This is a genomic window from Bacillus sp. ISL-57, from assembly GCF_018613135.1.
Taxonomy (GTDB): Bacteria; Bacillota; Bacilli; order Bacillales; family DSM-1321; genus Peribacillus; species Peribacillus frigoritolerans.
This window is the reverse complement of sequence record NZ_JAGGQV010000010.1, coordinates 181,550-196,187: the sequence shown is the minus strand read 5'-3', so window position 1 is coordinate 196,187 and position 14,638 is coordinate 181,550. Positions and strand designations below refer to the sequence as shown.

Annotated in this window: 16 protein-coding genes; 5 read left to right on the top strand and 11 right to left on the bottom strand. The window is 37.8% G+C overall.

The features are described 5' to 3' along the window. Window positions 1-401 precede the first annotated feature (401 nt). A complete protein-coding gene (locus J7I90_RS15935) occupies window positions 402-1,469 on the top strand; it encodes an AI-2E family transporter (RefSeq protein WP_214772816.1) in 1,068 nt (355 codons plus the stop codon). 245 nt (window positions 1,470-1,714) lie between these two features. On the opposite strand, the gene J7I90_RS15930 is transcribed toward J7I90_RS15935, so the two are convergent. Further along, window positions 1,715-2,167 carry a YueI family protein gene (locus tag J7I90_RS15930; RefSeq protein ID WP_214772815.1) on the bottom strand — a complete coding sequence of 151 codons (453 nt, stop codon included), beginning with the start codon at window positions 2,165-2,167 and terminating at the stop codon, window positions 1,715-1,717. Window positions 2,168-2,391: 224 nt separating this feature from the next. Here J7I90_RS15930 and J7I90_RS15925 point away from each other — a divergent pair, with 224 nt between their 5' ends. Further along, window positions 2,392-3,135 carry a L,D-transpeptidase family protein gene (locus J7I90_RS15925; RefSeq protein WP_214772814.1) on the top strand — a complete coding sequence of 248 codons (744 nt, stop codon included), beginning with the start codon at window positions 2,392-2,394 and terminating at the stop codon, window positions 3,133-3,135. 398 nt (window positions 3,136-3,533) lie between these two features. Here the strand turns inward: J7I90_RS15925 and J7I90_RS27805 are convergent, their stop codons facing one another. The 10 genes from J7I90_RS27805 to J7I90_RS15880 all read right to left on the bottom strand — a co-directional run bounded on the left by J7I90_RS27805 (window position 3,534) and on the right by J7I90_RS15880 (window position 10,921). Continuing rightward, window positions 3,534-3,662: a hypothetical protein gene (locus J7I90_RS27805; protein WP_285289436.1), complete on the bottom strand. Its 129-nt coding sequence runs from the start codon at window positions 3,660-3,662 to the stop codon at window positions 3,534-3,536. 110 nt (window positions 3,663-3,772) lie between these two features. Then, a complete protein-coding gene (locus tag J7I90_RS15920; RefSeq protein ID WP_396020440.1) occupies window positions 3,773-4,216 on the bottom strand; it encodes a nucleoside 2-deoxyribosyltransferase in 444 nt (147 codons plus the stop codon). Window positions 4,217-4,509: 293 nt separating this feature from the next. Further along, window positions 4,510-4,830, bottom strand: a complete 321-nt coding sequence (locus tag J7I90_RS15915) for a type II toxin-antitoxin system HicB family antitoxin (RefSeq protein ID WP_214772812.1) — start codon at window positions 4,828-4,830, stop codon at window positions 4,510-4,512. A gap of 110 nt (window positions 4,831-4,940) precedes the next feature. Further along, on the bottom strand, window positions 4,941-5,222 hold the full coding sequence (locus J7I90_RS15910; RefSeq protein WP_063577730.1) for a DUF4190 domain-containing protein: 282 nt from the start codon (window positions 5,220-5,222) through the stop codon (window positions 4,941-4,943). 715 nt (window positions 5,223-5,937) lie between these two features. After that, window positions 5,938-6,588, bottom strand: coding sequence for an amino acid ABC transporter permease (locus J7I90_RS15905; protein WP_034307000.1), 651 nt, complete (start codon window positions 6,586-6,588; stop codon window positions 5,938-5,940). Window positions 6,589-6,602: 14 nt separating this feature from the next. Beyond that, a complete protein-coding gene (locus J7I90_RS15900; RefSeq protein WP_057277535.1) occupies window positions 6,603-7,241 on the bottom strand; it encodes an amino acid ABC transporter permease in 639 nt (212 codons plus the stop codon). A gap of 107 nt (window positions 7,242-7,348) precedes the next feature. Next, window positions 7,349-8,176 carry a transporter substrate-binding domain-containing protein gene (locus J7I90_RS15895; RefSeq protein ID WP_214772811.1) on the bottom strand — a complete coding sequence of 276 codons (828 nt, stop codon included), beginning with the start codon at window positions 8,174-8,176 and terminating at the stop codon, window positions 7,349-7,351. 22 nt (window positions 8,177-8,198) lie between these two features. Next, entirely contained in the window at window positions 8,199-8,927 is a 729-nt protein-coding gene (locus J7I90_RS15890; RefSeq protein ID WP_214772810.1) for an amino acid ABC transporter ATP-binding protein, read from the bottom strand. 435 nt (window positions 8,928-9,362) lie between these two features. Next, window positions 9,363-9,773 (bottom strand): hypothetical protein, encoded by a 411-nt coding sequence (locus J7I90_RS15885; protein WP_214772809.1) that lies wholly within the window; start codon window positions 9,771-9,773, stop codon window positions 9,363-9,365. Window positions 9,774-10,018: 245 nt separating this feature from the next. Beyond that, on the bottom strand, window positions 10,019-10,921 hold the full coding sequence (locus tag J7I90_RS15880; protein ID WP_034307016.1) for an AEC family transporter: 903 nt from the start codon (window positions 10,919-10,921) through the stop codon (window positions 10,019-10,021). A gap of 225 nt (window positions 10,922-11,146) precedes the next feature. Between J7I90_RS15880 and J7I90_RS15875 the strand changes: the two genes are divergently transcribed. From J7I90_RS15875 to J7I90_RS15865, 3 genes are all read left to right on the top strand, one after another. Next, window positions 11,147-11,632, top strand: a complete 486-nt coding sequence (locus J7I90_RS15875) for a nucleoside deaminase (RefSeq protein WP_214772808.1) — start codon at window positions 11,147-11,149, stop codon at window positions 11,630-11,632. Between the two features lie 25 nt (window positions 11,633-11,657). Continuing rightward, window positions 11,658-13,421, top strand: a complete 1,764-nt coding sequence (gene ade / locus J7I90_RS15870; RefSeq protein WP_214772807.1) for an adenine deaminase — start codon at window positions 11,658-11,660, stop codon at window positions 13,419-13,421. 145 nt (window positions 13,422-13,566) lie between these two features. Continuing rightward, the gene (locus J7I90_RS15865; protein ID WP_214772806.1) at window positions 13,567-14,625 is read left to right on the top strand and encodes a lactonase family protein; all 1,059 of its coding nucleotides are present in this window, start codon (window positions 13,567-13,569) and stop codon (window positions 14,623-14,625) included. The last annotated feature ends 13 nt before the right edge of the window (window positions 14,626-14,638 follow it).

Genomic DNA, 14,638 nt, shown 5'->3' with positions numbered 1-14,638 from the left:
GGATTAGGTCATCTCACCTGGGGGCAGTTGTGAGCATAAATTCAGATTATCGACTTATGCACGTAAAGACAGGTAAAAGTCAAAATTGCCGATATATATTAATATGTCCTTCTTTTTACAGTGAAAGTCTTGTTTTTGTTTCCATATATCAACTTCTTTTTTTCCGGATATAGCTATTTGAATTCCAAAAAAAATTTAAAAAGTACGAACTTCCATTTAATAAACAGTTGGTCAGTTAATATTGCTTTTAAGTTTTAAAATTGAAACACAATCGAATAAAAGCTGAATGACAAACTTTCATCCATCTAAAAGTTTTGCACCGAACATTTAATCAAGTTATTTAGTTTAACATTAAGCTAAATCAGGGAATCAAGTAAGAGATGGAATTAGGGGGGATTTTCTTGTGGATCAATAAACCGTTTTTCAAATATGCTTGCGCAATCATTTTGATCATTTTAATTATTTTTTTACTGGGTAAGATTGATTATGTTCTGCTGCCGCTGCAAAAAATCATTGCTGCCATGTTTTTTCCTATTATTGTGGCTGGGCTTTTATATTATATATTACGGCCGGTCGTTAACTTGTTAACTGAATTTATCCCGAGGTCAGCTAGCATCTTCACCGTGTTTTTGATTATATTTAGCATGATTGGGATGGTAAGTTACTTTGGAAGTCCTGTAATCGTTGACCAATTTCAAAAATTATCTGAAAACCTCCCCGGCAAAGTCAAGGAATTCTCTAAAGAATCTGAAGTCATGATAGAAAAAAATGATTTTGGCATGGTAAATATGGAAGAGTTGAAAGAAAAAGCGGTCACGCATTTGAAAGATTATTCGGAAAAGCTCATCGGGAATGTCAATACCATTTTATCAACTATAACTAGTGTATTAACAGTATTGGTCATTACACCATTCATTTTATTCTATTTCTTGAAGGATGGAGATAAATTACGACCATTTCTATTAAAATACATACCGAACGATGTAGAATCAGAGGGGAACACGATTTTAAAAGACGTCGATAAAGCCCTCTCAACTTATATTATCGGTCAATTCATCATATCAATCGTCATAGGGACTTTGATGTATGTTGGTTACCTTATTATCGGTCTCGATTATGCACTCGTATTGGCCTTATTCGCCATGATTTTTACCGTTGTACCATTCCTTGGTCCATTAATAAGCATCATCCCCGCCCTTTTCATTGCCTTACAACAAGACATTGGGCTGGCAGTGAAGGTACTCATTGTCCTTACTGTTGTTCAACAGGTCGAAGGGCACTTGGTTACACCGAATATTATGGGGAAACGGCTTAACATTCACCCGCTTACCATTATTCTATTGCTGCTTGCTGCTGGATCAATATACGGATTCATCGGTATTTTAATCGCTATCCCTACCTATTCCGTAGTAAAAACAATTATAGGAAATTTCAGGAAGTTTTATAAGTTACGGAAAAGAGTTACATAAACAGGATAGGTTGTATAAACACTTAATTAAAAGAGCGCTTAAAAATAAAAACAAATATCACTCGTTCCAGATTGTAGACAAACTCTTAAGAAAGAGAATTCACCTACAGTTTTTTCTTTCAAAAAAAGTTCCAGTTAATTTCATAAATCCGTAAAAATTATTAAGGTAACCCAATTCTTACTATCATGGTTAGGTAGCCCATTCCGAACTCTTCTTCAGACAAACTAAAAACGTTGATAGTTGCATCAACGTTTTTTTAATAATTTTTTAACACAGCGTTTAAAAAACGCTGTGAAGCTTTTCTTTTTGATGACTTGCTGGGCATGAATTTGCTTCTCTATATAAATTTCTTCTTTGTTTATGGCGTTACTTTCCGCTAACACCAGACCCAAATCGGAGTTATGATCTTTGTTTAGGACGATTTTGTATGGAATATCATGACTCATTGCCAATTTAATATATTTTCCTAGATATTGATAGTCCATCTGACCATTTAAAAACAAATTTGAATGGGGATACTGCTTCATCATTTGCTCTATCTCCGGGTATACATTCGTTTCAAAGACTTGGCTTCTTTTTAGGACGATGACTACGCGTTCCCGTAATGTGCCCAGAAATTCCCTTCGTTCACCAGCCTTGATTTCTTTTGGTCCATGAATGCCTTGTTCTAGATAGTCCTCCACCTTTAGGCGTGACAATTCTTACCCACCTCCGCTTTCACTTCAATAATGTATGTAATATGGCCAAAAATAGTGCCCATCTTCTTTCGATATGCATAAAAGTGAAATTGGATCTAAGTTTGACTTTTCCCATAGTTAATTAGTCTACCCTTTTTTTAAAAAAATGTCACTTTAGCCTTACTTCATGCATAGGATAGTATATGTGTAAATGTAGGTTGCTTATATGAGGGACGGGGAAAAACATGAAAAAATTAATTGTATTTGTATTGATTTTCGCCTTTAGTTTTTTGGGGTTCAGTAATACTTCAGGTGCGGCAGCAAGACAACTGATTATCATCAATAAAGCCAATAATCAGCTTGCCTATTACGAAAATGATAAATTGGTGAGGGTATTCATCGTGGCGACAGGTAAGAAAGCCTCTTACACTCCTGAAGGAAAGTTTAAAGTGGTGACAAAGATTGTGAATCGTCCCTATTATAAAGGCAACATTAGAGGCGGAGACCCAAAAAATCCTCTAGGTAAAAGATGGCTGGGGATCAATGCAAGGAATACACCAGGAAATACGTACGCAATACACGGCAATAATGATTCTACAACCATCGGGAAATATATAAGTGCCGGTTGTATTCGTATGTATAACAATGATGTACAATGGCTTTACGAAAAGGTGAGAATGAACACTGTAGTATTGATTGCCAGTTCGAATAAATCATTTGCCAACATAGCTGCCACGAATGGATTTAAAGTGAGCGGATCTGTGAGCCTGCCGGTAAATACAAACGCTACCTTGAAGAAAGGAAGCAGCGGCCCCCAAGTTATCGAACTGCAAAAAAGATTAACTAAACTTGGATACAGCACTAAAGGAGTAGATGGGTCATTTGGAAAAAACACCGAAACAGCCGTAAAGAAATTCCAAAAGTCCAAAAAACTTACTTCTGATGGAATCGTCGGACCAAAAACAAAAAAAGCACTAGGACTTAAATAATTTTCTCACTGATATCCACTGATTAGAGGATATCTTTTTTATATTTTAACAGTACAACCTATACATTATTACCCATATCGTCTTTAATTTTCCACCATCGGATATTGACTTTATGTTATAATTTATACATCAACAGCTAATCATAATCGCACTGTCATTACATACAAGGAGGTAATACAAATGTACGATGAAATTCTAGTGAATTCCATTAAAGCAATTTTTGTTATCGGTACCATTTCAATGTTTGTGATTTTAGGATTCGTAAAAGGACGCAAGTTTTAACTTTAATTCAATCGTTAAAATATCCCAACCTGCCTGGTTTCTTGTATTATTTTCATACAGGTAATCAGGCTATTTTCACTTTAAAAAAAGCATATCCTCTATGGGCATGCTTTTCTTTACCAACTCCAATTATCCGTATTATCTAAAAGTTGATCGATGTCAAATGTATCAAGATGGAATGGAACTGACTCTTCTGCTATCGCTTCAGTGGCTAACAATAATTGGTCGATATCAATAATGGCCAAAACAGTCCTCCCCCTTTTTTAATGGTCTTTATCCTCATTTTTAATACTTTAAACAATTCGTTCAAAAGAAATTTTATTAGAGGGTATCCTTAAAATTTTACATTTGACATTTAGTTAAGAGGCAGTGAATCTTTTTCAGTTCCTTCCGGAGAAAGCGTATGTATCAATTTAACCAGTTTATAAAAGGTCCCGCTGCAGATTGTTACCTCGGGCAGATTATGAAATATTGATTTTTTATTAATATGATAATTTTCTTTCTCAGGGGAATACACAATTATTTTCTTATTTAAAGATAAAGCATAGCCAAGCTCATATAGATTACCTTTTCCTGCCGTTAGGAAGATCAGCATGAAATCAGCTTCCTCTATCCCCTTTTTTTCATATTCTCCAATGTCGTCCGTTATTTGGTTTTTCTCATCATTCGTAATTAAATTCATGTCATTCACACAAGTAAATCCCTTTGAAGCCAATTTCTTGATCAATGATTTTACTTGCTTCAAATTTTTTTCGTCTGATGCTATATAATATTTCACATGTACACCTCCAAAATATATAACTATTGATACTTTTTACCTATGTTACCTATACTATACATATTCGTTATAAAGAACGCAATATCCTTTATCCAAAAATAAAAAATAATTAAAGGGGAAATTTAAAGCGAAACTAAAAACCATCATTCCTTTTACAGGTAATGATGGTTTTTTATATTTTATGAGTGGCACTATTATCACCATCGATTTCAGCTTACAAAAAAATAATATTTTGTATATACTGGTCTGACATTCCGGGTTAATTCAATAAATCCAAAATAAAAAAACCTTGTCCTTTAACCGGCAAGGTTTTTTTATTTTTCATATGTGATATTTTCTATTTCAATTCTGAAGGGTGCAGCCTCGCATATATTGATTCCCCGATCTAGATTCACCTTTTCCATTTCGCTTGCATCCGGGATTGTTTTTTTATCGTGTATAAAATGTTCGACCATGGACTCCAACAGTTCTTGAGCACAAGCTAAGGCTTCTAACCGATTCCTACCGCTAACGGAAGAAATAATTCCTTTTCGCCTAAAATCCGGGAAACAAACTTGAACGGAAAAAGAGTCGATAATCAACGGGTGCTTTTCATAATAGAATACGGCTGGGTACTCAAAGATTTGAATGGTCAAAATATCATCCCTTCATACAATATTTAGATATTTATAATAATTATAACATGAATTTCCATTTTTTATAGGTTTATATTACTTTTCTTTGTTTGTCAAGTTAATACTTACATTCAATAGGTTGATATGTCCGTATTGACTACGAAATAAAAAAACACCATGAAAATCAAAATCATGAGAACATTCAAGATTATTCCTATAATGCTGCACACTTTTCCCGCTGTCACTAAACCATTTCCAGATTCACCAGTAAGGTTCATTTCTTGTTTACTTTTCGATGCAAATATTAACCCTAAAATACCTAATATGATGCCGATGATTGGAATAAACAGGGATAATACCCCCATGATCAATGATACAATCGCTTTGCTATTACTTCTTTTAATTTCCGACATGTATTCCACCTTCTTTCTTCCTTTATATATACGGTTATTAAAACCAAAAGATTCATTTTTTGTGTACTATTCATCATTAATATTCGAGTTGAATCCAGAGGTTCGCTCCCTTACCGATGGCTATCTGCAAAGCCGCATTAAAGTAAACATCTCCGGGGTATCGGCTATCCAGTTATTCGGCAGGTGTGTCGCAATCTTCTTCCATCCATTAAGGGTTACAGTATAAATCCATGAAGGATAACTAAGTTTTCAACTTGTTTGGGATGAGTCCAGCCTACGTTTTTTTCTTAAAGTAACATTCCAGTTGATTCCAGAGGTCCGATCCCTTTCCGACGGCTGTCTGCCAAGCCTCCTTGACGCAAGCGTCTGTTGGGTCTTGGCTAGCCAGCAGGAGTGTCGCAAATTTCTTCTATTAAATGAGGTTTCATTAAACAATGAAAAACTCAAAGTGTAACATTTTCTTAATCAAAGTTAGGAATGAAACCAAACTATAGTTTATTCTTTAAAAAACAATCCAGTTGATTGGAGCGGGTGTGCGAGACTCCTGCGGGAATAGCGAGTCCAAGGGAGACCCCCCTCCCGGACCGCCCGCGGAAAGCGAGTGCCTGAAGTGAAAATCAACGTTCAAATTTGTACAAGCAAAAAAAATGTAGACAAACTCGATTTTCATCGAGTTTGTCTACATTCTGAAACGACTCATTTCTGAGTCGTTTTTTTAGGTGCGTTTTAATTCAAGTCTCTGGGCTACCAAAGAAAGACTATAATTAACTATGAAATACATGAGAGCTACCAGAATCAAAATCGGTATTAAATACTTTTGACTTTGTCCATATATGATTTGACCATGATGAGTCAGCTCCGGTAAAGAGATGACAACAGCTAAAGAGGTGTCCTTTAATAAAGAAATGAATTGACTGACAATAGGAGGAACCATGCGGCGCAGCGCTTGGGGCAGAATAATATGTATCAATGCCTGTGTATAGCTCAAGCCTGATGAACGTGCAGCTTCCATTTGACCTTTATCAATGGATTTCAGTCCACTTCGAATGACTTCAGAAAGCATGGCTGACTCAAAAATTGTCAAGGCAACTATGGCTGCTGGAATGATTTCCAGTTTAATCCGAATCTCCGGCAAAGCAAAATACGTAAAAAATATGATTAATAACAGAGGTAAATTACGTACCGTTTCTACAATCAAAGCTAGTATTTGTGATAACACCGGCACTTTTGCGTATCGGATTATACCTACAAGCCCGCCAATAATGAAACTTAGAATAATGGATATAAAAGCTACCTGGAGCGTTACCCAAAATCCTTCTAATAAAAACTTAAGATTATCTGGTGTATAGGCACCTGCAAAATCCATATCTTATACCTCCCTCAATTACTCTTAGCCAGACGTTTTTCCAAATAACCAACGCCAAAGCTTAAAGGAATGGTAAGAATTAAGTAAAAAGCTGCAACGAAAATGTACACATCAAACACGACAAATGTCCTTGAAGAAATCAAATCCCCGTGGTACATAAGATCGAGTCCTGCAACGACGGCCAAAATGGAAGAATTCTTTACTAAATTGATAAATTGGTTCCCTAATGGAGGAATGACTATTTTAACGGCCTGCGGCAGTATGACGAGCCTCATGGCCTGCCCATATGTCAGGCCTGATGAACGGGCAGCTTCCATTTGACCCTTAGGCACGGAGAGTATACCTGCCCGAATTGCCTCAGCTATGAAAGATGAAGTGTAAATGGTCAAGGCTAATGTCCCTGCATATAGACCGCTTAGTTTAAGACCAAGAAAGAAGAAAAAGGTAATGATCAATAACGGTATGTTCCGAATGAATTCAACATAGGCGGTACCCAGCCAGTTTAGTGGCTTTATTGGCGCTATCCGCATGATGGCAATTAGCACACCAAGAATCAAACTCGATACCAATGCGACCAAACTCGACATGATCGTATTTTTAAAGCCTAATAAATACATATCCAGATTCTCTGTTAAAATGGAGAAATCAAGCACGGCATACAACTCCTTTAACTAGTAAGGATGAGCAAAACGCTCATCCTCACAGACAAATATTCAAATGTTATTCAAGGTCAGCTGCCAAAATACATTTGCTAAAATGTTTAATGTTTAATCCATTTATCATGGATTTCATCGTACTTGCCTGAATCTTTTAGTGACTTAAGGGCTTTATTCAACTCTTCCACAAATTCAGAATTGCCTTTTTTTACGGCAATTCCATATGGCTCTTCAGTAAATGTACCACCAACAAGCTCATAACTTGGGTCTTCATCAGCCATTCCATAAAGGATGGAATCATCCGTTGTCAATGCATCCCCTTGTCCGGATTTAAGTGCAGCGAACGCTTCGGAATAGTTTTCAAATTCCAGCACTTGTGCTTCAGGCGCTTTTTCACGGATATTTATGGAAGAAGTAGATCCCTTGACAGCCAATACCTTTTTCCCTTTCAAACTATCAATATCCTTGATATCGCTGCCCTTTTTGACTAACAAAGATTGTCCGGCGTCGAAGTAAACATCAGTGAAGTCCACTTCTTTTTTACGATCTTCCGTGATTGTCATAGTTGCTACAATTGCGTCGATATCACCATTATTCAATAAGGCCATCCTAGTTTTAGAAGTCACTTCTTTAAATTCAACTTTATTCTCATCACCAAGGATTTCTGCTGCAAGAGCTTTGGCAATATCAATATCAAATCCTTCTACCTCTCCAGTACTAGGATTCTTCAAACCGAATAGCCTTGTATCATTTTTCACCCCAAAAACGATCTTATCCTTTTCCTTCACTTGTGCGAGAACATCTTCTTCTTTGCCTTTACCTCCACCCTCTTCAGCTTTGTCGGAATCATTCCCCCCGCCGCAACCAGCTAATAAAATGACGGCCAGTAATGATAGCAAAGATAATTTTAACCATTTCTTTTTCTTCAACATGTAATTCACCCCTGTTTTTTATTTAATGATTTAATATACGGCTAAGGAATAAACGAGCCCTCTCTTCACGAGGATTGGCGTAAAACTCAGCCGGTGTTGCCTCTTCTAAAACCCTGCCTTCGTCCATGAATACGATTCGATCCGCCACTTCACGGGCAAATCCCATTTCGTGCGTAACCACCACCATCGTCATTCCTTCATGGGCAAGAGCTTTCATTACATCCAGGACCTCGCCAATCATTTCCGGATCCAAGGCTGAGGTAGGTTCATCAAAAAGCATGATTTCGGGGCCCATCGCCAAACCTCTGGCGATCGCAACCCGCTGCTGCTGTCCACCTGATAGCTGGGAAGGAAATGAATTTGCTTTATCTCCAATCCCCACTTTGTCCAAATACTTCTGAGCAATCTTTTTCGCTTCCTCTTCGGATTGTCCCAGAACCTTCCTGGGAGCAAGCATGATATTCTCGAGCACGGTTTTATGGGGATACAAGTGAAAATGCTGGAAAACCATACCGATATTCCGACGGAGTTTGTTTATGTCCGTCTTTTTATCCGCTACATTTAAACCATTTATTGAAAGGGATCCTTGTGAAATGGTCTCTAGACGATTAATGCATCGAAGCAGTGTACTTTTTCCTGATCCGGAAGGTCCGATGACCACTACCACTTCCCCTTTCTTGATTGTTAGATTAATTTCTTTCAATACATGGAAATCGCCGTAATACTTATTCACCCGGTCAAAAACTATCATAATTAGCACCCCGCCCATATTCAATCTATGTAACTGAAAATTTATAATAATCAGAATTCTAAAAGCATACTATCGCATTCTCTTAACTCGGATCATATTTATGTATAAACCCTTTCTTCCAAGATTATTTCCCAATATTTCGATAGTGTAAGGGAAGCGACCATTTTTATTGTTATTTTAAACTAGTAATTTAAATAATATATTCAATATTCACATTTTTTATTATATATAATATTTCTTAAAATTACCATATAAACTTTAAATTGTTAAAAACGATATCATATTTCATGATATTATTGCTATATCTCATATAAATGTTAAATTTTGGCTAATAACTCCTTAAAAAATTCCCTCTTTTTGTAAAAAAACATTTATTTCCCGAAAGCTGAATACTTTTATTAATGCAAAAAAGACAGCTTTTGCTGTCTTTTTGCATTATTCCTTTACCGCATCTTCAAATGGTGCTGAATACAAACCCCTTGGCGCCAGCATATCCGTATCAGATTCATGAATTTCCCCATTGTGGGTATATGGACCTGCTGGGAAAAAATCAAACAAATCACTTTCCTTATGTATGACCAAGAAATAATCGCATAAATCATCCATAAGTTCCTGATGTTCATCTATATTCATGATTTCACCAAATTCATCAATTTCAAAGTTTTCATTAATCGCATCTTGAAGTTCCTCATTATTTGAATACGCGATATAAAAATCGACATCTCCGCACTCCATGCATAGCAAGAGTTTTTCTTCCAGTGCTTCTTCATAGGTTTTCAGGACGATTTCCTTTAGTATGGCATCAATCTTTCCAGGATTAATCAGTTTAATTTTAGTCTGGAACACAAAACCCCTCCAATCAAATACAGGCATTAAAATACCAAACGCCAGTTTAATAAGCTACTCTTAAATATTAAAATGAAATTGTTGAAATCATTTTTTCCGTAAGTTCATGTACCGCGACGGAACCTATCCCAAGATTTGGTCATCAAGGGCAATGCCTATAATCCAGCCGGATCTCGTTTATTGGATAGGAAACGTCCGATTCGTGTTTATAATAAGTTTGCCCACATAATTAGAATCATAATCTTCTATAATACAAAGAAAAAGATGATGGGAAGCGTAATCAGGCTTAATGATGTACTGATGAACGTAGCACTTGAAACGAATTCAGGCTCCGTGTTGAATTGGAGCGCATACATCGTAGTGTTGGCCGCCGTTGGCATGGCAGCTACGATGATCATGATATGCCTGACCATTTCACCCACTGGCAAGGCAAGTGATAACAGGAAGGCAATTGCCGGTGAAACGGCAAGTTTAAGGAGTAGCGAAACTGATAGCTTCCGATAGGCAATTTTTTTCAGGGAAATGTTGGCCAGCTGCATTCCCAGTGTAATCATGATTGTTGGGATCGCTGCGTTTGCAACAAGATTAATAGCTTCCATAACCGAATTGCTTAATGGTATGTTCACGAACTGAAATACTGTTCCTGCGATAGCTCCATAAACAATTGGCATTCGACATACCGCTTTAATTGCTGTTTGAACTCCGTTTCCTTCAGGACTGCCCTTTGCTGCGAAATAAATGCCGATCGTGCACATCACTAACTGCTGTCCCACCATAAGGATGATTGCATAATCGAGTCCTGCGGCTCCGAATAACAGGAAAATGACGGGTGTACCGTAATTCCCGTTATTCATGAATGCCGATGCCAATATCATGCCGCTTGTTTCAGTGACTGTATAATTGCGAAAAAAAGATATAATGTAGACTACCAGTATGAGAGAAAGGCAAAGTACTATCGTGAATAAGAACAGGTAAAAATAATTAATCGTAAATTCTGCGGAATAAAAAGTCCGGAACACGAGAAAAGGTGACATTAAGTATAATGCCATCGTGGAAATCGACTTTGTATCAAGATTAAACTTTTTCTGACCGATGAAACCTAAAACAAATATACCGAATATCGGTAATAGAACTCCCAAAAACCCCATGCATATCACCTTCATAATTCTAATGATTTTCTTCTAACAATATCAGTTTTATAATTATTTGTAAAAATTCTTTTAAATCCTTTTGATTGCACGTCATATACTCTAACATAAATTGATTTTTCTTTATTTTCAGAAAATTATATTCTGTTTCCCCAGGTATATGGTATATTGTTTATTATATTTACGTTAAAAAACGTAACATTAACACTTTTCGGTTATTAATATATGAAGGGGTGTTTTTTAGTGGATGTAAAATTCATGGAAATGGCCGTTCGGCTTGCAAATGAAAATGTGCTGGCTAAGAACGGAGGTCCTTTTGGTGCTATAATCGTAAAAGATGGCAAAGTCGTAGGCAGAGGATGTAATAATGTGACAACGGCCAACGATCCCACAGCGCACGCCGAAGTACAGGCGATTCGTGATGCATGCAGGAATCTTGACAGCTTCCAGCTTACAGATTGTGAAATTTACACTAGCTGCGAACCATGCCCCATGTGCATCGGTGCTATTTATTGGGCACGTCCAAAAGCCATTTATTACGCATGCACTAAAGAAGACGCTGCAGTTATTGGCTTTGATGATCACTTTATCTACCGAGAACTTGCCCTGCCAATGGAAAATCGTACAATTGAAATGAAACAATTGTCTTTTAATGACCACGATTTACCATTCCGAACATGGGAAACCAATACGGAAAAAGTGAAATATTAACCGGTTATATATGGCCAAAGGGGTTATGAATATGAAAAAAAAATTGCTTAAAAGGAGAATTGACGTTGCAACAGGAAGAATACCTGCAGATTGTGTCATTAAGAACGGGCAAATCATAGATGTTTTCAATGGTGATATCTATACTGGCGACATTGCGATCGCCGATGGTTACTTTGCTGGAATTGGGCATTATGAGGGTACTTCGGAAATCGATGCTTCTGGAAAATTCGTATGCCCTTCCTTCATTGATGGCCATGTTCATATAGAATCATCGATGGTCAGGCCTTATGAACTTGCAAAAATCCTCCTTTTGCATGGTGTGACCTGCATCGTTGCAGATCCTCATGAAATTGCCAATGTATCTGGCAAAAAGGGCATGGAATATATGATTGAACAATCCGATCAACTTCCTTTTGACTTTTACTTCATGATGCCCTCTTGTGTGCCCGCTACGGAGTTTGAACATTCTGGTGCTGTCTTAAGAAGTGAAGATTTAATTTCCTTTTATCAAAACCCGAGAGTGCTTGGTTTAGCCGAAGTCATGAATTTCCCCGCCGTTTCACATACAGATGAAGATATGCTGCAAAAAATATACGATGCAAATAGACTGGGCAAAAGCATCGATGGCCATGCAGCTGGATTATCCGAACAACAGCTCGATGTTTATCTATGTGCAGGCATTAAAACAGATCATGAATGCACTACAGCGGAAGAGGCAAAAGAAAGACTGCGTAAAGGAATGTATCTTATGATCAGGGAAGGCACCGTCGCCAAAGACTTAATTAACCTGATTCCAGTTATTAATGAGAAGAACTCCCGCCGTTGTTTATTCGTCACCGATGACCGGCACCTAGATGATATAGTTTCTGAAGGAAGTATCGATCACAACGTTCGACTTTCCATTGAAACAGGTATCCCGCCAATTACCGCCATTCAAATGGCGACCATTAATGCAGCAGAATGCTTTGGATTAAAGGAACATGGTGCAATTGCACCTGGATACAAAGCAGACTTCCTTCTACTGGAAGATCTTGATTCAGTCATCCTCCATTCGGTCTTCAAAGATGGAAAGCTTATGGTACAAAATAATCGATTGCTTAACTATCCAGCTGATGAGAAACAGGTTATTATCGACGGGTTGAAGCACTCTGTTCAATTTCATGAAATAACCGGAGATGATTTCGCGATACCTTTTAAAAATGAGTTCGCTAATATTATTGAGATAACTCCAAACAGCCTAATTACAAAGCATTCGATTGAACCGGTCACACTTGATCATGATGGTCTATTTCAGTTCTCCGAACATGTTGATCATCTAAAACTTGCTGTAATTGAACGGCATCATATGACCAAACAAGTGGGCCTGGGAATCGTCAAAGGGCTCGGGTTGAAATCAGGAGCCATTGCCACGACAGTAGCCCATGATTCACATAATTTGATCATTGCCGGAACGAATGACCAGGATATGCTTCTAGCAGCTAAGGAAATCAAAAAAATGCAGGGTGGATTGACTGTAATCCAAAATGGGGAAATACTAGCTTCCCTTCCCCTTCCAATAGCTGGATTGATGAGTGAATGCAATTATATGGATGTGGTCCAATCATTGAAACACATCGATGAAGCCTTATTGAAACTCGGTGCTAACAGGCATTTCAACCCTTTTCTTACACTTGCCTTCTTGGCGCTACCAGTCATCCCTGAAATCAAACTGACGGATCAGGGTTTATTTTCCGTTTCTGAGTTTAGGCATATACCCATCGAAGCTTCAAAGCCAGTCGATTTAAATTAACCCGCTAGGCGGGATTTTTTTCTTATCACCCCAAAAATTTTAAAAGAAAAAGGTTCCGACTCAACATAAAATGGGAAAAGGATATATGCGCATCATCTATGTTAAAATAAAAAATAAACACAATTCTTTCTTGGAGGAGATAAATATGGCAAAACATGATCAACAAAACATAATTGGATACATAGGCACTTACACAAAAGGAAACAGCGAAGGTATTTACCGATTTACTTTAGATACAGCAGAAGGAAAGCTCAGCACACCGGTTCTTGCAGCAGAATTGACCGATCCGACTTATGTCGCCATCAGCCAGGACAAAAAGAATCTCTATGCCATTTTAAAAGAAGCGGGCAGGGGTGGAGTTTCAGCCTATTCGATTCATGAAGATTCAGGTGAGCTTACCTTCTTAGGCAAACAACTTACACCAAATGGCTCTTCCTGCCATATAAGTGTCGACAGTAAGAAACAGGTTTTGGTCACTTCCAGTTATGGGGAAGGCGTGATTGAATCATATCCGCTTCATGACGATGCGACACCTTTGCCTGTATCATCAACTGTTCAACATGAAGGGCAAGGACCGAATGAAGAACGTCAGGAAAAAGCACACACTCACTTCGCTGGTTTCACGCCGGATGAAAGGTTCATTGCTGTTGTCGACCTCGGAATAGATAAAGTAATAACCTATAAAATACATAATGGGGTTTTGGAAGAAGTAAGCAGCCTATCTGTTGCTCCCGGCAGCGGACCACGGCATCTGACTTTCCACCCAAACGGTAAATTTGCGTATGTCATGGCAGAACTTGTACCAGAAGTGTTTGTTTTGAGCTTCGATAGTCAAACCGGTAGTTTTTCTGAATTGCAAACGGTACGGACCGTCCCTGAAGATTTCAAGGAAAATAACCAAGGAAGCGCCATTCATATTTCTGATGATGGGCGATTCATATATGCCGCAAACCGCGGACATGATAGTATTGCCGTTTACGAAATCAATCAAGAAACAGGCAAACTGGCATTCGTGCAGCTTGTTTCCACCGAAGGAAATTGGCCGCGTGATTTTTCATTGGACCCTAGCGGAAAATTTCTTATCGCTTCTAATGAACAATCAGGAAACTTGACACTATATGCCCGGAATGAAAATGATGGAAAATTAACATTATTGCAAAAGGATGTTCAAGTTCCCTTCCCTGTTTGCGTAAAATTCTTATAATCCATACTAAAAG